The organism is Thermosynechococcus sp. FA-CM-4201, from assembly GCF_054689355.1.
On sequence record NZ_CP079920.1, the window covers coordinates 2,589,580 to 2,608,555 of the forward strand.

Consider the following 18,976-nt stretch of genomic DNA (forward strand, 5'->3'; position numbering starts at 1 on the left):
TTAGGCATCCGACGTATTGGCGAGATATTGCCCCACCTGCACTTGGGTATCTTTCAACTGTGTAATCATCGTGCGGGTAATCAGCTTGCCCGCCTCCACCAAGACGCGGCCATCGAGGGGGTGCAAAATATCCTGCTCAGCCCGCCGCCCAATCAAAGACTCAATATCTTCAACCGCGTTGACATACATCCCTGAGGGTAGCTCCACCACCACCCCCGACCCCAGTACCCGTGCCTGACAGGCCAAGCGAGAGGTGGCATTCGCTGTTGTAATCACCTCAAGGGTGCGTTGCTCACGCTTATTGATCGGGGAGAGGCTCTCCATCCCCTCTTTGATATAGACATGGCAGGTGGCACACATCCCGCGCCCGCCACACTCCTTGAGCACATGGAGTTCAGAGTCCAATAGAGCAGACAGCAAATTGTCATTGGTATTAATCGTGGTTTCCCGCGAGATGGGTTCAAGTTTGACAACTTTGGCCACTGCTCTTTTCTCCTTTTAATGACGCATAGAGAGTTACTTTAGGATCATACTCAAGCGGCTTGAGCGCGACATAGCCGCTCCATAATCGTGTCATGATCCTGTCCCTCTTGCAGCCAAGCCTTGGCTGGTTCGACCCGCTCCCGCAAGCCCAAGACAAAGAGGTTACTGGTTGCCCCTAGGGTTTCACAGGCGGTTTGCACACAGTGGAGATCGCGACCGGTCAGTTGGCTAAAGAAGGATTCTAAAATCCCCGCTTCAGCAGCGCATTGGGGCTGACCCGTATTTTTGGGAGCCGCCGCCGCAAAGGGGGAGTCCCACGTTTTCACCACCAAAAAGCCCTGTTGGTAGAAGCTGACATCGAGATCAATCGTGCCCCAACCGTGGGTCTTCCAGCATTCCTTGAGGCACTGGAGAAACTCCACCATTTCCATTTCCGCAAGGGGACGGCGATAGTACTCACTGACATCCTCGACAAAGCGGCGATAAAAGTTCTTACCCCACCAGCGACCACAGTTAAAAAGCACGACCCCACAGGCTTGCCCCACTTCTTGATCGAGACCGGCATAGATGGCTTGAAGCAAAATATCGGGTAGGGCAATCAGACGGGCACCTTTGCGGTTTTCAATCAGACCCGCTTCAAAATCCCCCTGCACATAGGCATCGGCAGCGTAGTAATTGCCGGGGATGACGGGGTCTTTGACCAAATCAGCAACGGAGATCATAGGACATCCTCATTCGTAGGCATAACAAGCACGTTCAGCAGACTTCCAACCCTAACCTAGGCGTGGACAGAGACCACCGCTGGCAAGCCCACAAGGGTCGCTTGGGCGTGATCCAACAGCGGTAAAATTAAGTCCTGCTCGGCGTCAGTAAGCATTTCCTTGAGGCGGGCACTGAGAAGCTCATGGCAACTGCTCCATAGGGTTTGGGTTTGGTGGGCGCTGACCACTTCCGTGAGCCACTCGAGGAGCCGATGCTGCAAAAACTCGGGGTTATTCAGCAGCATTGCCATGGCGGCATAGCGTAGTAGGGCGATCGCTTGACGCAATACTTGCTCAAGGGTTTGGGGATTTTCGGTGGGGTATTTCTTTTGCAGGGCGTCGGCCACGGGCTGAAAGATTTCAATTTCATGATCCCGCAGAAATTCATAGGTACTCAACCGCTGCTGGAGTGACTCGATGTGGTGGCGGAAGACTTTGATGTCCACATTGCTGAGGTAGTTTTCTTCGGCTTTGTAGTAGAGATTCATTAACTCGGTGTGCATAGGGGTCTCCTAAAACAGGTTTGATAAGTCTGAGAGGGTGACTTCGGGTTCGACGGGGACAGGGGGCGGCGCTTCTACTTTGCTCACTTGGGCAATCACGGGTTGACCTGCCCAAGGCAGACTGGCACAGAAGTCTTTGACCGATAGGCGCCAGAGGCACAGACTCGGCTCGAGGGAAATGGCCTGATCCGGACGCCCTTCCCAATTGAGTTGGCGGAAGAAGGTTTCTACTGACCAAGCAGCCCAAGGGGTGGCAGGGGCAGCAACGGGGGGAGCCGCCATTTCCTCCGCTGGCGGGGGTGAGATCGCAGGCAAGATGACCCCAATCCCTTCCCAGTTCATGTGACCAAAGAAGTCCTTGACGCGGTAGCTGGGCCATTCTGTGGGACTCGTGGGGGCGATCGCCCCTTTGACCTCAAGACCCAGCCAATTGACCCGCTGCCAAAATTCGCCAACTTTCAGGGATTGCCAATTGAGTACCACAGCTTCCGCCACCGACTGCGGGCGCACCAAGCCCAGCCAGTTCAGTTCCTCAAAGAATTCAGCAACGGCTTGCTGTTGCCAATTACCGTTTAGGTTTTTCATAGACCAGTTCTCCACTGCGGAGCCGTTTTTCAATATCTTTGGCGGAGGCTCCTTCGTTTTGCCAGAAGGCAGCGGCATCAATGCGATCCTGCTTACCGAGAAGGAACTTGCAGTAGGTTTCTCCCATAGCGTAGCACTGGATTTCAATACAACTGAGTTCTTTTTGAATCAGGCCACTAAAGAAACCGGCAAAGAGTCCTGCGTAGAGGTGGCACACAGGTCGGCCAACGTCCCCTAAGGTACGCGCCACAACAGAGTCAAAGATATTGATAAACATGAAGCCGTGTTTTTGCTCGCTGAGATCCACTTCCCAGTTGCCCCAGCCTTGGGTTGTGCAGGGCCACCACCAAGCTTCGAGGACATAGGGGAGCCGCATTTGCTTGATCCCCTGCTCATAGCCATATTCCGTGGGAAACCACTCTTGGAAAAAGCGGGCATCACGGCGTCCCCATTCTTCACCAATTTTGTACATGACGACGCTGGAAGCAGGGCCAACTTCCTCTTCAAGGCCTTCAATGAGGCCAATGATGAAGTCTTCGGTGACTAGGAGGTTACGGGCATTGTTCCAATCGGTATAGGTACCGCGATCGCTATCGAATTGAAAGAAGTCCCAAAAAGCGTAGTGATGGTGGCGTTTCGGGTATTTTTTGCGCAGGAGATGGTTAACACCGTAGCGATCGCCAGCGGTGGCTTGGGGTCGGGAACTGGTCATGGTCATAGGGCGACTCCATCAAATAGGGTCAAGAATATCGACAAAGACAATCGGAAACTCAAGTTAAAAAAGCATAGAGGTAATCATTCAGCAAAAAGCAATTAGATTAGAAACACATCATGGTTAAACACAAAGCAAAGAATTCCACCCTCCCCTGCTTCAGCATTGCTGCTGCTTAAATCATGACCGATTTATCTTTTCGGGGGCAGTTGTTCTTAATTGAATTTAGTAATCCTGTTACCGCCCTTAATGTTTAATCTAAGTGGTTCGTTTTGATGCTTCCCTCCGTAGGAATACGGATTTACAGGGGTTGAATGTGCCTTAAAATGTGAAATCTTATGAAGACAGACACGCAGGCGCTGACCTTTCAACAAAAAATTTATTGGCTGGTGAAGCAAATCCCCGTAGGATATGTCGCTACCTATGGCCAAATTGCCGCCCTGTGTGGTTGGCCACGGCATGCGCGCTACGTGGGCTATGCCCTTTATCAAGTGGCACCGAATTCTGACATTCCGTGGCATCGGGTGGTCAATGCCCAAGGCAAAATTTCCTACGCGCCCCAACGCCAAGGGACGGATGAATTACAGCGCTGGCGCCTAGAGGCAGAGGAGATTATTTTTGAGGAGGGCGATCGCATTAACTTGAGGCGCTACCAGTGGCAACCGTCGGTTATAGTTGATGAGCCGTTGATCTCGACATAAAACTCAGCGGTAGGGCAAGTCGCCTCGAAATTTCGCTTACTATGTGCTTCCCTTGAGACAAAAGCTTTTTAGCGGTTTTTTGACGCTCATCCCGCTAACGCTAGGCGTATAGCAGGAGATTCCCCGTTCACAGAATCTTGACTAGATGACCCGAAAGTCATCCCCGCCAGAACCTCTCTAGGGGCGTTTTCAAGACGGTGCGCCCCACCGCCAATCGATTCCGCAACACGAATGCAGCGGCGATATCCCTAGGCATTGAACAGCCACAGGGATACTCATGCCAACGGAGTGATAGCGTTTTGCGGACTGCTTCGCCACAGTTGGGACACTCTTGAGAGGTGCCCGCTGCTTTCTCCTTGACAACCGCCTTGCCACGCTTGCAGGCCACCCAAGGCAACACCGCGTTCAGGAATTGCCCATGACCCGCATCCAGCATGTGCTTGCCCAGAGTCCCACGACTGAGGCCAATCAGATTCAAATCCTCAACCACAATCACGTCAGCGGAATCGCAAAGCTGGTGGGCAACCTTGAAGTGAAAGTCCCTGCGGGTGCGGGCAATCTGTTCATGCAGCTTCGCCACCTTCCGTTGAATCTTCTTCCAGTTGGCTGACCCAATCTGTTTTCGCTTCAGTCTGCGTTGCAGCAATTGAAGCTTGCGTTGCATCTCTACGAAAAACTTGGGTCGTGCGAGTTGAAGCCCATCCGAGGTGGAGAGAAAGTATTCCAAGCCAACATCGACGCCAACCACATGACCCCCCAATGGCGGCTCTGGGATGGCAATATCAGCCTGAAACGTCAGCAGCAGGTAATAACCAGAGGCGCGTTTGAGCACCCTCGCTTGCTTAGCGGTAAACCCCTCTGGGTAAGGCCGAGACTGACGAATAGCCACCCAGCCCAGACTCGGTAACTTGACTCGTCCGGGTGCCAATGGTTGCTTGCCGAGTTGGGGGAAAACGTATGACCGCATCTGGCCAGGTTTCTTGAACCGTGGAAACCCGGCTCCCAACTTCTGCCGTCGCTCAAACGCTTGGTCTAGCCGCTTCAAGACTTGCTGCAATGCTTGGGCGTTAACTGACACTAAATCAGGGTTGGTCTGCCTTGCTTGAGTCAATCGTTGGCACTGCACGTTGAAGCTGGGATAGGGGGCATCCGCTGAGATGATGTACTCGCTATGCACAGAGCAAGCGTTAACCAGACATTTGCGCGAAGCAATCCAGTCTTTGCGTTCCCTCAGCGCATCATTACTCGGCGACACACTTCTAGATCGTGGTCGATCTGCTTGGCCTGCTGCTGGGTTAGTTTGAGTTTGTACTCGTACGTCAGGGTGATCATGAGTGGATGATAGCTATTAGTCGCGCCCGATTTTCGGTGCTAGCTCAATCTATCCAGCAACCATCTGAGATTGAGTGACTGCCGCCGCTTCGCACGGCCTACGGCCTACACCACTACCTAAGCGCTTTGCGGTATAGGCAGAGCACTGCGGCGAATTTTGGTAGAAAAGAGCCGTATTTGAGATAAATTTGCAATAATAAGCAAAGGAGGACATTACCTTCTTGTTCTTCCTAATGTCTGCCGATCGCCTCAGAACATCCTAGGAGAACGCTATGCAACAGCAGTTACGAGGATGTTATCCATGGCAACAATTGGCTTGTTTTACGGCACCCAAACAGGCAACACCCAAATGATTGCAGAAAAGATTCAAGCGGCTTTTGCCGAGATAGCCGCTGTTCAACTTTACGATATTGCATCAGCCGACCCTACTGACTTTGAGGCCTACGATCGCCTAATTATCGGCTGTCCCACGTGGAATGTTGGGGAACTCCAAGCTGACTGGGATGGCTTTTACGATGAGCTAGATAGCATTGATTTTAGTGGCAAAAAGGTTGCCTATTTTGGTGCAGGGGATCAAGTGGGCTACCCCGATAACTTTGGCGATGCCATTGGTATTCTTGAGGCTAAAATCAGTGAACGCGGTGGAGTAACCATAGGGTACTGGCCAACTACGGGCTACGAATTCAACGAATCCCAAGCGCTGCGGGGAGATCAGTTTGTGGGACTGCTCATTGACGAAGATAACCAGTCCGATCTGACGGATCAACGAATTCAGCAGTGGGTAACGCAGCTCAAGAAAGAATTCGGTCTATAGGTCTTTTAGAGGTTTTGGGGCAACTCATTGAATCAGGGTAAGTGATGGGTTGCCTCTGTTACTAATAATGATAATCATTACCTTTTGGTATTTCAGCAATGGCAGTTCTTCTGAACTCACTAGTTAATCTCTACACGAGTAGAGGTAAGAGTTACCAAGTTTCTGAACTATCCCCCAAGGCGTCTCTTATACTCCACGACCGCATTTGGTTCATTCAAACAGGCATCCTTGAGATTAATCTTGTAGACAGCGACGGTAATCTTTGCTTTGTTGGACTGGGTACCACAGGAATGACAGTTTGCGGCTCCTCTCATCTTTGTTACGAAATACAAGCCCTCAGCCCAAGTCGCCTCCTTTCGTTCACATCCCCTGAGCTACGTCAGTCTTCCGATTTGCAAGAACTTATTTGTCAAGGACAGCAGTATCGACAGCAATATAGTGATCTCTTTTTGAAGGCAGTTCATTATCCCAGTGCTTTAGAGCGATTGTATGCAGTGTTAGTTGTGCTAGCTCAAATGATTGGCATTAAAACATCCACTGGTGTTCGCTTGTCTGTGCGGCTCACCCATACTCAACTATCCCACTACACAGGCATCAGCCGCGTTACTGTAACTCGCTTGCTCCACCGACTAGTACAGCAGCAACGGCTATGTTGGGGGCGAGATCGCCACTTGATTCTCCTAGGGAAATGCTAACCCCGCAACAGAGAAAGACCAGTTTTAATGTAATTTAGCCAAGAGCGCTTCTTCAATTTCCTGCCGCAGGGGGTCTGGCTCAATCTCCACCAGTTGCTCAAGGGCAAAGGCCTTCACCAGTAAATCCCGCGCTTGGCGCTCATCAAGGCCACGACTGCGCAGATAGAAGATATCCTCTGCCGCCAGTTGACTGACAGTGGCACCGTGGGAGCATTTGACGTTGTCAGCCACAATTTCCAGTTGGGGCTTGGTATCCACGCGGGCTTTGTCGGACAGTAGCAGCGTGCGATTGAGTTGGCTAGCATCCGTGAGCTGCGCTACTTGGGGCACAACAACGCGACCATTAAAAATACCGTGGGCGCGATCGCCAAGAATGCACTTGTGAATCTGTTCACTGCCGCTATGGGGAGCATTAAAGAACACTGCCGAGTGGGTATCCATAATTTGGCTATCCATGGCGATCGCCAGTCCTTTGAGAATTGTCTGGCTGCCACTACCTTGGATCTGCACCTGCCAATTGTGGCGGCTCAAGCATCCCCCCAAATCAATGGCGTGCCCCTCGTAGTCACTGTCTTGGGCTTGGCACACCGCTGTACAGCCAATGTGAATCGCTGTTGGTGATTGGTGTTGAATTCGCACATGGCGCAGGCGGGCACTGACCTCTAGGGAGAGTTCCGTGACACTGTTGGTAAACTGTTGATCGCCTGTTAGGGACAAAAAGCGTTCAATCAGGGTAGCTTGACCGTGGGCAGCCACTTCAACCGAGAGGCGGGGTGAAACAACGCTCTGCTGCTGCCGACTACTGACACAAAACACTTCCACTGGTTCCGGCAGAGACCCCGTGAGACGCAGGCAAACGCGATCAGCCAGCATGGCTGTATTGAGATCACTAAAGACCTCTGGCGGCGCGATCGCTGGCAGGGAAGGGGGCAATAGCTCAACCCCAGCGGCATTCACACGGGAGAGTTCTCCGCAAAAATAGCCATCAATCAGAACAATTTGCGCAACGGTTGGAAAACTGCGCTCGCACAGCAGATGCCGCACTTCGGCAACAATTTCCGGATTGAGGGGGGCAATGGGTGCTTGGAAGGTTCGCGCACGTAAAGCCGATAAATCTGTAAAGCGCCAGTCCTCATCACGGGGGGTAGGCAACGTTTGCTCATGGAGGCGATCGCGGGCTGCTTGGCGGAGTGCTTCCAACTCAGCATGGCGCGGGGGCGGTGCGAGGTTTAATAGGTCATTGAGTTCATTCGTGCGACTGGCCTTGGGCAGATCCGCTTGATCAGAATTGGCGTTGACTGTAATGGTCATGATACAGCCCCCTCCTCTTCACGAACCCAGTCATAGCCCCGTGCTTCGAGTTCGAGTGCCAGTTCCTTCGAACCAGTGAGGATAATCCGTCCCCCCTCCATCACATGGACATAGTCGGGCACGATGTAGTCCAGCAGCCGTTGATAATGGGTAATCAGGAGAATGCAGTTATCGGGGCGAGTAAGTTGGTTGACGCCATTGGCAACAATGCGCAAGGCATCAATATCAAGACCAGAGTCAGTTTCATCAAGAATGGCAAGGGTTGGCTCCAGGAGTGCCATTTGCAGAATTTCGTTGCGCTTTTTCTCACCGCCAGAGAAACCCTCATTTACCCCGCGATTGAGGAAGCCTTCATCTAGCTTCACCAGTTCAATTTTCTGCCGCACCAGATCATCAAAGTCAAAGGCATCCAGTTCGTCGAGGCCTTGGTGCTTACGCTTGGCGTTGTAGGCCACCCGCAAAAAGTCGAGATTGCTCACCCCCGGAATTTCAAGGGGGTATTGAAACGCCAGAAAGACGCCTTCACGGGCACGCTCTTCAGGGGGTAAGTCCAAGAGATTTTTGCCTTTGTAGAGCACTTCGCCACCGGTTACAGTGTAGTCGGGATGACCCGCGAGAATTTTGGAGAAGGTGCTTTTGCCGGAGCCATTAGGCCCCATGATGGCATGGATTTCTCCCGCGCGAATCGTCAAGTTCAGGCCCTTGAGAATGGGGGTGTCCTCCACACTGGCCGTCAAGTCTCTCACTTCTAAAATGACTTCGCTCTCGGGACGAATCACGCCTTACCTCCCTTGCATCGTTCATAATTTTTTAATGTAGCGCAGCGGGCTGGCGATCGCGATTGAGTTTCTTGGCAGAGGAGTATTGAGCACAACAGCACGCCCAGAACCGGCACCGCTGTTAACTAATGCCCACAGGAGCAACGCAACCAACTGCTATGACACTCTCAACAGCCACAATTCCCGAACTTGAACGTCTCCATCAGCAGGCCAGCCGCTGGCAATCCCTCGCACCACGAGAGCGCATGGGCTATCTCCAAGCGATGAAGACCCTTGCCCGTCGCCATGCTACAGAATGGGTGAACTTGGCCTGTCAAATCAAAGGCATTGATCCCCAAGGGGTTTGGGCAGGGGAAGAGTGGACAACAGGCCCTTTGGGACTCATTCTCCAGTTGGATCACTATCTCTATGCCCTGCGTCACGAAGCCGCCCCCCCAGTGCCCCGCTGGCGAACCGCCCCCACCGGTCAGGCGATCGCTGACATTCTGCCGCGCAATTGGCAAGAGCGGCTATTGTGGTTTGGGGTGAACGCCGAAGTTTGGCTGCAAGCCGATCAACCCACCAGTCAGGGCAGTGCCTACCGTAACCCACCGCCGCCGGGAGTTGCTGTGGTGCTGGGGGCTGGCAACACCACATCATTGTGCTTGGCGGATGCCCTCTATCAACTGGTGGCGGCCAATCGAGTGGCACTGCTGAAGATGAATCCCCTCTTGGCGCCCTTAACGGACTGTTTTCGCAAGATTTGTGCGCCCTTGATTGAGGCGGGTTTCCTTGAGATTGTGGAAGGAGATGCCGCCCTAGGGGAAGCCCTCTGCCATCATCCGTTGACGCAGCACATTCACATTACCGGTTCCCACCACACCTATAATCGCCTTGTTTGGGGAGAAACGGCGGCGGAGCAGGCCATTCGCAAAGCCCGCCAACAACGCAAGCTAACCAAACCCGTGACGGCGGAATTGGGAAATGTCACTCCCCTGTTGATCGTTCCCGGGGAATGGACAGCCGCAGAACTGACCTACCAAGCCCGCCAAGTGGCCAGTGCCCTTGTCCATAACGCCAGCTTTAACTGCATTGGGGCGCAAATCCTCGTCACGGCTGCCGGATGGCCCCAGCGAGAAGCATTCCTCAATGCCCTGAAGGCACAACTGCAAGCGATTCCGCCCCGCCCTGCCTACTATCCGGGGGCGATCGCCCGCTATGAGTCGTTTCTAGCGGATTATCCCCAAGCCACGGTGCTGAGTCCCGCTGTCGAAGGCACGATTCCTTGGACCCTGATTGAAGGCCTCACCCCGACGGCCAATCCCCGCATTTTCCAAGAAGAGGTCTTTTGTGGTCTGTTGGCCGAGGTGCAATTGCCCGTGAGTGATGCTGCCGCCTACCTCGCCACTGCTGTACCCTTTGTCAATGAGCGACTTTGGGGTACCCTCGGCTGTAGTCTAATCATTGATCCGCGTACTGAGGCCAGCCATGCAGAAGCGCTGGAGCAGGCGATCGCCCAACTGCGCTACGGTTCCATTGCCATCAATGCCTGGGTTTCCTTAGCCTATGGGTTGGGCTGTACCCCTTGGGGGGCCTTTCCCGGACATACACCGGCGGCGATTGGCTCTGGGGTGGGCGTGGTGCACAATAGCTTCCTGTTTGACTATCCCGAAAAAGCTGTGGTGCGGGTTCCCTTCCATTTACCGGTGACGCCCCCTTGGTTCTACGGCCATCGCAGCCTACCCCAACTGGCTCAGGCGGTCATAGACATTTACGCTGGCGGCAATCCCTTGGGTTGGCTGTCCCTTTTGATGGCGGCGATGCGGGGCTAGGCTGACAGCCGAACGGTGACGGTTGTCCCCCCTTGGGGCAGGGTCAACTCCTGTGTGCGGGTTTGGCCTTGGGCTGTCACTGTTAAACGATAGCGACCAAGGTAGCCGCGTCCTTGCCATTGGCCTTGGGCATTGGTTTGACCAGTCACCCTTGTCCACCAGTCCTCAAAAAGGAGTTTACGGTAGGCGATCGCCGCTGGCTTGGCGGAAAAGTCTTGGCGATAGAGTCCGGCTTGGGGACGCCAATGGTTCCCCGCCCAAAAGCCCCAAAGTAAAATTTCCTGCACTGCGGGGTGGGCAAAACCAATGCGGTAAATCTGGCGCAGGGTCTGGGCTTGTTGTTGTTCGTCCGCCAAACTCACACTCACTTCCGTAATTTTCAAGGGCAGATTGAACTGGGCAAGGGTATCAAGGGCACGCTGCATTTTGGCCTCATCCAAGGGATATTCCAGATGGGCTTGAATACCAATACCGCCAATGGGAACCCCTTGCGCCAAGAGACTCCGAATCTGCTCAACATAGTCGTTCAGGCGATCGCCCTCAATGATGCCGTAGTCATTGACATAGAGAATCGCATTGGGATTGCCCTCACGGCACCATTCAAACATCTCCTTGACAATGCCCTCACCGAGACGACTACGAAAAAAATTGCCATGGAGCATTTCATTATTGACATCAAACTCATTGATGCGACCGCGATAGTGGCGACAGACGGTAATGGCATGATTTTTCACCGCTGCGCGCAATTGCTCCGGTGGTAGCGCCTTCAACCAAGGGGGATTAAACTGCTCCACTTCCCAAAAGAGAGTATGCCCCCGCATTGGCCAGCCCTGCGCCTGCACCCAGTTGAAGATAGTGTCAGCCATGGTAAAGTCCAGCTTGCCCTGCTCTGGCTCCAATTGATACCATTTGAGGGCATTTTCATGGACGGCAGCATTGAAGTTTGTCTGAGCCGTCTGCTTGTACCAAGGGGCCGCCGGGGGTGGGCTGGGGCGAAACATCTCCGTGTCGAGGGCAACACCAAAGGGGAAGGCGTGGCTTTGCTGCACCAGTTGGACGCGGGCATTGGGAATCGGACGGCCTTGGGCATCCTCAACGACGACAGTAAGGGGCGCCTGTCGCAACTGCTCAATTTTCTGGCTGAGGGCATCAGTGGCCACAGAAGAGGCAGAGGTACCGCAGGCAACCACTAAAAGAGCGGCCAAGCAACTCAACCAGAGAAAACGGCGCCAGTTCAGCATCGATGATGACCTTTTGTAACGAGAACTTCAGAGGGATTGCATCCCTAATGGGTCACTTGAATCCCCTGTTGGCGCAGTTGTTCCACAAAAAACTCTTCTAGGGTGGGGCGAGCAAGGCGCAGTTGGAGGATTTTGCCCCCCATTTCTTCAACAAGGGTGAGAAAGCGTTGTAGGGGAATTTTGATCACTCCTTGCCAGCGATCGCCCTGAATTTCTAAGGAATAGAGCCATTCCTGAAGGCCATCCACATGACCCCCTTTGCCCACCACATGGTAAGCTTCGCTACTGCCAAGGAGTTCATCCACACCGCCTGCGCAAATCAGTTGCCCTTGCGCCAAAATGCCAATGCGATCGCAAATGGCCTCGACATCCGCCAAGACATGGCTATTAAAGAAGATGGTCTTGCCCTGCTGTTTTAAGGAAAGAATGATCTCGCGAATTTGGTAGCGGCCAAGGGGGTCGAGACCGGACATGGGTTCGTCCAAAAAGACCACTTCAGGATCGTTAATCAGGGCCTGCGCCAACCCCACCCGCTGCACCATCCCCTTCGAGTAGCGGCGCATTTGCTTTTTGCGGGCATCCTTGAGGTTGAGGCCCACCATTTCCAACAGTAGAGGAATGCGTTCCTTGCGGGTGGCAGCACTGAGGCCAAAGAGTCCTGCCGTAAACTCTAGGAACTCCCAAGCGGTTAAATAGTCGTAAAAGTAGGGGTTTTCAGGCAGGTAACCAATCCGCTGTCGCACGGCGCGATCGCCCAAGGGATGTCCCAACAGCGTACCCTGACCGGCACTGGGTTGCACCAGCCCCAAGAGAATCTTCAGTAGGGTGGTTTTACCGGCACCATTAGGCCCCAGCAGGCCAAAGGTTTCCCCTTGGTGCACTTGCAGCGAAACGGACTTGAGGGGCGTGAGCACTGTCCGCAGCCAAAATCCGCTACGGTAGGACTTTTGTAAGTTCTCAACCGCCACCACAGGGGGGCGATCGCCCGCAGCGTCAGTCACCATACCGGGGATTCACCTCAGGAAGAACGAGGGCGATGGAAATGCAAACCCACCAAAGCATCATAGAGAAAGGGCAAGAAATTCCCTGGTTCCAATATACCAAGGGTTTGTTTGCAGCCGTGGGCATCGAGGAGGGGTTTGACGGCGTAGTAGGCTGGCTGCACTTTGTACCAAGGGATATTCGGCCAGAGATGGTGGATGAGGTGATAATTTTGGCCAAAAATGAGAATGTTTAGGAGGCGGCTGGGATAGACCCGCGCATTGTGCCAGCGATCGCGCTCAGTATGGGGACGATGGGGAAAATAGTCAAAAAATAGCCCCAACATCAGACCCACCACCCCAGCGGGCAAAAACCAATAGTTGAGCACGTAGTCTAAATAACCATTAAACGCCGCAAAGGTGACAATGCCCACCAGCGTCAAGCGACTGAGAAACCACTCGAGGAGTTCGTACTTCCGCCAAAGCTGCCGCTTAAAAAAGAACACCTCATGGTAGAAAAAGCGAGGTGCAATCAGCCACAGCGGTCCCCCCTTGGAAACGTAATGGTCGGGATCGTTTTCCGGATCATTGACATGGGCATGGTGCTGCATGTGCACGCGGGTAAAGACCGGGAAAACAAACCCCAACATGAGGGCACTGCCATGACCCATGATCGCATTCATGATGCGGTTACTGTGGGCAACATTGTGGGAGGCATCGTGGATCACTGTGCCCATGAGGTGCAAGGCCAGCATATTGGCCACAAATGAGACCCAGCCCGGCCAGTGACCCTGAAAGTAGCCCCAAGTGGATAGAATGGCGATCGCAAATGCGGCAAAAAACATCACTAAGGTGGGATTAAAGCCCACTGGGGGACCTAAAAATTCCTTGGGAACCGTGGCCGAGATCGCTGCCTCCGTGATCATCCGCGCGGTCGCTCCTCACATTGTTGCAAAATGTTACCTTCATACTATGTAGGCTAATCAGCGGTACAAAATCAAGTCGCACGATCCCAAAAGTGGGTCACCGCCCTTTTCTCAAGGATGGCCCTAGAACCGTTGCTCTAGTGGAGCCACAATGCTACAAACGCTGCGGATTCAGAACTTTGCCCTCGTTGCGGAGCTAGAGGTGACCTTTCAGCCGGGGTTAAATGTCCTCACGGGGGAAACTGGGGCAGGCAAGTCAATCCTCCTCGATGCTATTGATGCCCTCCTTGGGGGGAAGCTCTCGGCACGGCAATTGCGATCGGGGACAGAGCAAGGCTGTATCGAAGCCATTTTCACCCTGACCCCCCCAGTGAGAGACTGGCTGGCCACCCTAGAAATTGATGCTGAAGGGGATGAGGTAATTTGTAGCCGCGAGTTTAGTCTCAAGGGGGAGACCTTTCGCAGTCGCAGCCGCGTCAATGGTGTGCTCGTGAATCGCCAACAACTTCAGGAATTGCGGCGGCACCTTGTGCGCCTGACAGCTCAGGGACAGGCAGTACAACTGGCCAGCACCTCTCAACAGCGGGATTGGCTCGATCGCTATGGGGGCGAGGCCTTAATGACCCAGCGGCAACGGGTGGCAGACGCTTATCGGGCATGGCAACAACGGCAACGGGAATTGCAGGATTTTGCCGCTCAGGAACAGCAACGGCTCCAGCGACTCGACTTACTGCACTTTCAACTCCAAGAACTGCTGCCGGCTGCCCTAGAAGACCCTGCAGAACTAACCCAATTGCAACAGGACTACCAACGCCTCAGCCATGTACAGGAACTGCAAAGCCAAAGCCAACAGGCCTATCACCTCCTCTACGAAGGGGAACCCAGTGTGGTGACGTTACTAGCCCAAGCCCAAGGGGCACTGCAATCCATTGCCGACTGGGATCCAGCGCTTCAGCCGATGAGCGAATTGTTAGAGGGGGCGATCGCCCACACCGAAGAAGCCGCTCGCCAACTGCGCAGTTATGCTGATCGCCTCGATGCCGATCCAGCCACACTCGATGCCCTAGGTCAGCGCATTCACCAATTACAACGCCTGTGTCGCAAGTATGGTCCTGATTTGGCCAGTGTCATTGCCTATCGCGATCGCATCCAAGCAGAATTAGCTGCCCTCAGGGATGCCTCTACTAGCCAAGAGCACCTAGAAGCAGAAGTTGCCCAACTGCGGCAAGTCCTTGAGCAGGCCAGCGAGCACCTCCATGAATTGCGGCAAAAGGCAGCCGAACGCCTAGAACAAGACCTCCTGACCCACCTTTGCCCCCTTGGACTTCCCCAAGCCCGTTTTACGGTGCAGTTAACGACCACGGAAGCCAGTAGTAGCGGCAGTGATGAGATTACCTTTCTCTGGAGTGCCAACCCCGGTCAACCCCTGCAACCCCTCGGGGAGATTGCCTCTGGCGGTGAAATGAGTCGATTTTTACTGGCGTTGGAGACCTGCTTGACGACACAGCAAACACCGAAAACGTTGATTTTTGATGAAATTGATGTCGGGGTCTCCGGCCGCGTCGCCGGGGCGATCGCCGAGAGTTTAAGCCGATTGGGGCAAACCCATCAGGTGTTGTGCGTTACCCATCAATCCTTGATTGCGGCAGCGGCTGATCACCACTATTTGGTGCAAAAGGACATTGACCCCAGTACCGCCACAACGGTAATTCGTGTGCAATACTTAAGCGATGAGGCACGTGTCCAAGCCCTTGCGGATTTAGCGGGGGGCGATCGCTCGGCGATGGCACTCTCATTTGCTAGCGGCCTGTTGGCACAGCAACAACGCCCCTTGCCGCCCAACGCCGAAGGAATTAGCATGAAAACTTGACGGGTTGATCGCTACATCCTTACAGTAAAATAAGTTTGATAGCAACATTACCGTTTGGCCATTCTCAATGCAGCGTTCTTCCTATCCTACGGGGGGGGATGAGTTAATGACCATTGATCAGGTGCAGCAAACTCTCCGCCGCTCCCGTGCGTCTATTTATCGTTATGTCAATACCAATAATGAAACCATTAATCCCCCCTTTGATCCCCAACGTCTCAATCCAGAGCATCGCAAAAGCCGTCGTGAACCGCTGCTGTTTCACCCCAATGAAGTGGCTCGCTTTGCCCGTGACGTAATGGGCATTACTACCCTCCAAGTGGAATTAAAGACGACGCCCCCCAATCCCACCGATGATCTCCTCAAGGAAATTCTCGGGGAATTAAAGCACATTCGCGAGGTTCTAGAGCGGGTGGAGAAGTTACTAGGAAGCTAGGCAGGTATAATACGTCTGTTTCATTTGCGCATTGACCACACATGGGTTTGCAAGCACCACGGGGAACTCGCGATATTTTGCCCGCTGAGCGGGTCTATTGGCAGTATTTAGAAACCATTGCTCACCAGATTTTAGATCGCGCCGCCTACCGCGAAATTTGCACTCCCATTTTTGAGCAAACCTCTCTGTTTGAGCGGGGCATTGGTGAAGCCACCGATATTGTCAGTAAGGAAATGTACACCTTTAGCGATCGCGGTCAACGGTCGCTGACGCTACGGCCAGAGGGCACGGCGGGGGTGGTGCGCGCCTATATTGAGCATGGTTTGCACAGCCAAGGCGGCGTTCAACGTCTGTGGTACCTAGGGCCCATGTTTCGCTACGAGCGGCCACAATCCGGTCGCTATCGCCAGTTTCACCAGTTGGGGGTGGAAGTTTTAGGCAGTGCCGATCCCCGTGCCGATGCCGAAGTCATTGCCGTGGCCTTGGATATTTTGCAAGCCCTCGGATTGAAGGAGTTAACCCTGATGCTCAACTCCGTGGGCGATCGCGAGGATCGCAGTGAATATCGTCAGGCCTTGGTGGATTACCTCACCCCCTACAAAGCAGAGTTAGATCCCGATTCCCAAGAACGCCTGCACCGCAATCCCCTCCGCATCCTCGATAGCAAAGACCCCCGCACCCAAGCCATTGTCAAGGAAGCGCCTCGGCTGTTGGATTATCTCAGTCCGCGATCGCGCGACCATTTTGAGCAGGTGCAATCCCTCTTGCAGGATCTGGGCATCCACTACCAGATTAATCCTGCTCTTGTGCGCGGCCTCGACTACTATACCCACACCGCCTTTGAATTTCAGGATTTGAGTTTGGGCAATGAGGGAACCGTCTGTGGGGGGGGGCGCTACGATCACCTTGTCGAGGAATTAGGCGGACCCGCCACTCCCGCCATTGGTTGGGCGATGGGACTGGAACGATTGATTTTACTCCTGCGCGATCGCCCCTTGCCACCACGGGATGAACCCTACCTTTATATGGTGACCCGTGGTGAAGCTGCCGAACGCCAAGGCCTGATTTTGGCACAGCAATTGCGGCATCAAGGCTACACGGTAGAAGTGGATCTCAGCGGCAGTGCCTTTGGCAAGCAGGTGAAACGCGCCGATCGCGTTGGTGCTACGGTGTGTCTAGTAATTGGCGAGAGTGAAGCGGCGGATCGCACGGTGCAAGTGAAGTGGTTGGCCTCTGGAGAACAGGTCTTGGTTCCGCAACAGGAACTCTTGAGTGAGACTTGGCGATCGCGCTTCCTTGCTACCTCATGATGGCCTACTTTCTCATTAGCCACGGCAGTCCTGCCCCTGAGCCACAGCAGGCGATGGCATTCCTGTGCCAGCAACTCACCCCTCTGGGCATCGTCGGTTGGGGAACCCTTGAAGGCGCGCCACTGCCTGAGCAGATTCGCCAATTTAGTCAGGAAGCTCAACGTCAGGGGGCTGAGGGGATGGTGATCCTGCCCCTCTTTTTATTGCCGGGCAACCATGTGGTGGTGGATCTACCGCTGGCGATCGCGGCAGCCGACTCCGCGCTTCCTATCAAATTGCTTCCCTTCTTGGGGGAACAGCCGCTTTTTCAAGCATGGTTACAACGGGCGATCGCCGATGCAGCCGCCGATATTCTCCTTGGCCACGGCAGTCGTCGGTCTGAAGTCCGCCCTTGGTTTGAGAACCTGTGTCAGACCTGTGGTGTGCGTCCAGCGCTACTGACGGAAGTCGGAAGTTTAGACCATGCGATTGAGACGCGGATGGCTCAGGGCTATACCAGGAGCAAAATTTATGGCTACTTTCTTTTTGGTGGCAAAACCGTTGATCAGGTCCACAGCCAACTGGGAATGCTGCAAGTCAGGTATCCCCACCACGCCGTTTCCTTGGTGCCAGCCATTCAACCCACCCCCACCTTGATCAACGTTCTTCAACAGATTCTTCAGGCAGTGCCACTAGTGGAGCCTGTTGTATGAGTCAAGTCTTTCTCTGTGGCTACTATGGCTATGGCAATGCTGGGGATGAAGCCCTCTTGGCAACGCTCCTCGAACAGTTGCCGCCCCACGTTTCACCGGTCGTCCTCAGCGGCAATCCTACGGCCACAGCAGCCCGCTATGGCGTTGCTACCTGCGATCGCCGCCAGTGGCAAAAAGTGCTACGCACCCTACAACAGAGCCAAGCCTTCATTTGGGGCGGTGGGAGCCTAATTCAGGATGTCACCAGTTGGCGCAGTCCCCTCTATTACCTTGGTTTGATGACCCTTGCACAGCGCTTTGGCTGTCGCACCATTGCTTGGGCCCAGGGGATTGGCCCTCTGCGATCGCCCCTCTATCGTTGGTGGACACGGGCACTTCTGCGGCGTTGTCTCGCGGTCACGGTGCGCGATTCCGGCTCAGCGGCTCTCTTGCGGCAGTGGGGCATTCCCCATCAACAGGGTGCCGATCCCGTGTGGCTGATGTCAGCACGTCCTGTTCTACCCGCCAAGGACAAGGCGCCCATTGCTGTGTGTTTGCGTCCGCATCGGCACTTGACGGGCGATCGCTGGCAGCTTCTGAAAATGGCCTTGCGGCAGTGGCAGGCAGAGACGGGGGTGCCGCTTTTGCTGTTGCCCTTTCAGCCCCAACAGGATTTGCCCTTGGCTGAGGATCTCTATGGGGCATTGCTGCCTGAGCAGACGCAACTGGTGTCCTGTGAGGATCCCCGCGAAATGAAGGGACTGTTGGCAACAACGGCGGGGGCGATCGCCATGCGCCTCCATGCCCTGATTATGGCCGCCAGTGTGGGCTGTCGCTGCTTTGCCCTCAGCTATGATCCCAAGGTGAGTTACCTCATGGCCGATACGGGTATGGCGGGGGTTGAACTAGCCGCATTGCCCCCTGACCCCACTGCTTTGATTCGCCAATGGCAACAGACCTTCGCAGCTCCCGTGCCCAACTATCAACCCTACCTGCAATCGGCTGCGGTTCACAAGGCAGTACTCAATCTCCTCTAGGCCAGCGCCCCAGCAAGGATA

The 18,976-nt window shown here is 54.2% G+C and carries 20 protein-coding genes; 9 read left to right on the top strand and 11 right to left on the bottom strand.

Features of this window, described 5'->3' with window-relative positions:
- The 5 genes from KV190_RS12665 to KV190_RS12685 are packed head-to-tail and all read right to left on the bottom strand — an operon-like array spanning position 1 to position 3,050.
- Positions 1 to 483: a 2Fe-2S iron-sulfur cluster-binding protein gene (locus KV190_RS12665; protein ID WP_460193747.1), complete on the bottom strand. Its 483-nt coding sequence runs from the start codon at positions 481 to 483 to the stop codon at positions 1 to 3.
- A 50-nt stretch (positions 484 to 533) separates the two neighbouring features.
- Positions 534 to 1,205, bottom strand: a complete 672-nt coding sequence (locus KV190_RS12670; RefSeq protein ID WP_460193748.1) for a V4R domain-containing protein — start codon at positions 1,203 to 1,205, stop codon at positions 534 to 536.
- Positions 1,206 to 1,261: 56 nt separating this feature from the next.
- The gene (locus KV190_RS12675) at positions 1,262 to 1,747 is read right to left on the bottom strand and encodes a phycobilisome protein (protein ID WP_460193749.1); all 486 of its coding nucleotides are present in this window, start codon (positions 1,745 to 1,747) and stop codon (positions 1,262 to 1,264) included.
- Positions 1,748 to 1,756: 9 nt separating this feature from the next.
- Positions 1,757 to 2,332, bottom strand: coding sequence for a hypothetical protein (locus KV190_RS12680; protein WP_460193751.1), 576 nt, complete (start codon positions 2,330 to 2,332; stop codon positions 1,757 to 1,759).
- Entirely contained in the window at positions 2,313 to 3,050 is a 738-nt protein-coding gene (locus tag KV190_RS12685; protein ID WP_460193753.1) for a V4R domain-containing protein, read from the bottom strand. Before KV190_RS12685 ends, KV190_RS12680 begins: the two co-directional genes overlap by 20 nt.
- Before the next feature lie 332 nt (positions 3,051 to 3,382).
- Between KV190_RS12685 and KV190_RS12690 the strand changes: the two genes are divergently transcribed.
- The gene (locus tag KV190_RS12690) at positions 3,383 to 3,745 is read left to right on the top strand and encodes an MGMT family protein (RefSeq protein WP_460193754.1); all 363 of its coding nucleotides are present in this window, start codon (positions 3,383 to 3,385) and stop codon (positions 3,743 to 3,745) included.
- 157 nt (positions 3,746 to 3,902) lie between these two features.
- Here the strand turns inward: KV190_RS12690 and KV190_RS12695 are convergent, their stop codons facing one another.
- Positions 3,903 to 4,922: an RNA-guided endonuclease InsQ/TnpB family protein gene (locus tag KV190_RS12695; protein WP_460193755.1), complete on the bottom strand. Its 1,020-nt coding sequence runs from the start codon at positions 4,920 to 4,922 to the stop codon at positions 3,903 to 3,905.
- A 456-nt stretch (positions 4,923 to 5,378) separates the two neighbouring features.
- On the opposite strand from KV190_RS12695, the gene fldA reads away from it, so the two are divergent.
- Both fldA and KV190_RS12705 read left to right on the top strand, forming a co-directional pair.
- Positions 5,379 to 5,891 (top strand): flavodoxin FldA, encoded by a 513-nt coding sequence (gene fldA, locus KV190_RS12700; protein ID WP_460193756.1) that lies wholly within the window; start codon positions 5,379 to 5,381, stop codon positions 5,889 to 5,891.
- A 515-nt stretch (positions 5,892 to 6,406) separates the two neighbouring features.
- Entirely contained in the window at positions 6,407 to 6,586 is a 180-nt protein-coding gene (locus KV190_RS12705; protein WP_460193759.1) for a helix-turn-helix domain-containing protein, read from the top strand.
- Between the two features lie 24 nt (positions 6,587 to 6,610).
- Here the strand turns inward: KV190_RS12705 and sufD are convergent, their stop codons facing one another.
- Both sufD and sufC read right to left on the bottom strand, forming a co-directional pair.
- On the bottom strand, positions 6,611 to 7,897 hold the full coding sequence (sufD, locus tag KV190_RS12710; protein ID WP_460193760.1) for a Fe-S cluster assembly protein SufD: 1,287 nt from the start codon (positions 7,895 to 7,897) through the stop codon (positions 6,611 to 6,613).
- Positions 7,894 to 8,676: a Fe-S cluster assembly ATPase SufC gene (gene sufC, locus KV190_RS12715; protein ID WP_460193763.1), complete on the bottom strand. Its 783-nt coding sequence runs from the start codon at positions 8,674 to 8,676 to the stop codon at positions 7,894 to 7,896. Before sufC ends, sufD begins: the two co-directional genes overlap by 4 nt.
- Before the next feature lie 158 nt (positions 8,677 to 8,834).
- On the opposite strand from sufC, the gene KV190_RS12720 reads away from it, so the two are divergent.
- Positions 8,835 to 10,487, top strand: a complete 1,653-nt coding sequence (locus KV190_RS12720) for an aldehyde dehydrogenase family protein (RefSeq protein WP_460193765.1) — start codon at positions 8,835 to 8,837, stop codon at positions 10,485 to 10,487.
- Here the strand turns inward: KV190_RS12720 and KV190_RS12725 are convergent.
- From KV190_RS12725 to crtR, 3 genes are read right to left on the bottom strand one after another with little or no spacing between them, the layout of a single operon-like run.
- Positions 10,484 to 11,728: an endo-1,4-beta-xylanase gene (locus tag KV190_RS12725; protein ID WP_460193768.1), complete on the bottom strand. Its 1,245-nt coding sequence runs from the start codon at positions 11,726 to 11,728 to the stop codon at positions 10,484 to 10,486. The two genes, KV190_RS12720 and KV190_RS12725, sit on opposite strands and share 4 nt — an antisense overlap.
- A gap of 44 nt (positions 11,729 to 11,772) precedes the next feature.
- The gene (locus tag KV190_RS12730; RefSeq protein WP_460193770.1) at positions 11,773 to 12,732 is read right to left on the bottom strand and encodes an ABC transporter ATP-binding protein; all 960 of its coding nucleotides are present in this window, start codon (positions 12,730 to 12,732) and stop codon (positions 11,773 to 11,775) included.
- A 14-nt stretch (positions 12,733 to 12,746) separates the two neighbouring features.
- Complete coding sequence (crtR, locus tag KV190_RS12735; RefSeq protein WP_460195289.1) at positions 12,747 to 13,631, bottom strand: beta-carotene hydroxylase; 885 nt, start codon at positions 13,629 to 13,631, stop codon at positions 12,747 to 12,749.
- A gap of 154 nt (positions 13,632 to 13,785) precedes the next feature.
- Between crtR and recN the strand changes: the two genes are divergently transcribed.
- The 5 genes from recN to csaB all read left to right on the top strand — a co-directional run bounded on the left by recN (position 13,786) and on the right by csaB (position 18,955).
- Positions 13,786 to 15,504 carry a DNA repair protein RecN gene (gene recN / locus KV190_RS12740; protein ID WP_460193771.1) on the top strand — a complete coding sequence of 573 codons (1,719 nt, stop codon included), beginning with the start codon at positions 13,786 to 13,788 and terminating at the stop codon, positions 15,502 to 15,504.
- 67 nt (positions 15,505 to 15,571) lie between these two features.
- Positions 15,572 to 15,937 carry a resolvase gene (locus KV190_RS12745; protein WP_460193773.1) on the top strand — a complete coding sequence of 122 codons (366 nt, stop codon included), beginning with the start codon at positions 15,572 to 15,574 and terminating at the stop codon, positions 15,935 to 15,937.
- A 41-nt stretch (positions 15,938 to 15,978) separates the two neighbouring features.
- Positions 15,979 to 17,247, top strand: coding sequence for a histidine--tRNA ligase (hisS, locus tag KV190_RS12750; RefSeq protein WP_460193774.1), 1,269 nt, complete (start codon positions 15,979 to 15,981; stop codon positions 17,245 to 17,247).
- Positions 17,244 to 17,939 carry a sirohydrochlorin chelatase gene (locus tag KV190_RS12755; RefSeq protein WP_460193775.1) on the top strand — a complete coding sequence of 232 codons (696 nt, stop codon included), beginning with the start codon at positions 17,244 to 17,246 and terminating at the stop codon, positions 17,937 to 17,939. The genes hisS and KV190_RS12755 overlap by 4 nt, the downstream gene beginning before the upstream one ends.
- Positions 17,936 to 18,955, top strand: coding sequence for a polysaccharide pyruvyl transferase CsaB (gene csaB, locus KV190_RS12760; protein WP_460193777.1), 1,020 nt, complete (start codon positions 17,936 to 17,938; stop codon positions 18,953 to 18,955). Before KV190_RS12755 ends, csaB begins: the two co-directional genes overlap by 4 nt.
- Positions 18,956 to 18,976: the final 21 nt, after the last annotated feature.

What these genes read in the sequence shown, in the direction of transcription:
- KV190_RS12670 (WP_460193748.1), bottom strand. Translation starts at nt 1,205, where the DNA reads ATGATCTCCGTTGCTGATTTGGTCAAAGACCCCGTCATCCCCGGCAAT.
- KV190_RS12675 (WP_460193749.1), bottom strand. Translation starts at nt 1,747, where the DNA reads ATGCACACCGAGTTAATGAATCTCTACTACAAAGCCGAAGAAAACTAC.
- KV190_RS12680 (WP_460193751.1), bottom strand. Translation starts at nt 2,332, where the DNA reads ATGAAAAACCTAAACGGTAATTGGCAACAGCAAGCCGTTGCTGAATTC.
- KV190_RS12685 (WP_460193753.1), bottom strand. Translation starts at nt 3,050, where the DNA reads ATGACCATGACCAGTTCCCGACCCCAAGCCACCGCTGGCGATCGCTAC.
- KV190_RS12690 (WP_460193754.1), top strand. Translation starts at nt 3,383, where the DNA reads ATGAAGACAGACACGCAGGCGCTGACCTTTCAACAAAAAATTTATTGG.
- fldA (WP_460193756.1), top strand. Translation starts at nt 5,379, where the DNA reads ATGGCAACAATTGGCTTGTTTTACGGCACCCAAACAGGCAACACCCAA.
- KV190_RS12705 (WP_460193759.1), top strand. Translation starts at nt 6,407, where the DNA reads ATGATTGGCATTAAAACATCCACTGGTGTTCGCTTGTCTGTGCGGCTC.
- sufD (WP_460193760.1), bottom strand. Translation starts at nt 7,897, where the DNA reads ATGACCATTACAGTCAACGCCAATTCTGATCAAGCGGATCTGCCCAAG.
- KV190_RS12720 (WP_460193765.1), top strand. Translation starts at nt 8,835, where the DNA reads ATGACACTCTCAACAGCCACAATTCCCGAACTTGAACGTCTCCATCAG.
- KV190_RS12725 (WP_460193768.1), bottom strand. Translation starts at nt 11,728, where the DNA reads ATGCTGAACTGGCGCCGTTTTCTCTGGTTGAGTTGCTTGGCCGCTCTT.
- KV190_RS12730 (WP_460193770.1), bottom strand. Translation starts at nt 12,732, where the DNA reads ATGGTGACTGACGCTGCGGGCGATCGCCCCCCTGTGGTGGCGGTTGAG.
- recN (WP_460193771.1), top strand. Translation starts at nt 13,786, where the DNA reads ATGCTACAAACGCTGCGGATTCAGAACTTTGCCCTCGTTGCGGAGCTA.
- KV190_RS12745 (WP_460193773.1), top strand. Translation starts at nt 15,572, where the DNA reads ATGCAGCGTTCTTCCTATCCTACGGGGGGGGATGAGTTAATGACCATT.
- hisS (WP_460193774.1), top strand. Translation starts at nt 15,979, where the DNA reads ATGGGTTTGCAAGCACCACGGGGAACTCGCGATATTTTGCCCGCTGAG.
- KV190_RS12755 (WP_460193775.1), top strand. Translation starts at nt 17,244, where the DNA reads ATGATGGCCTACTTTCTCATTAGCCACGGCAGTCCTGCCCCTGAGCCA.
- csaB (WP_460193777.1), top strand. Translation starts at nt 17,936, where the DNA reads ATGAGTCAAGTCTTTCTCTGTGGCTACTATGGCTATGGCAATGCTGGG.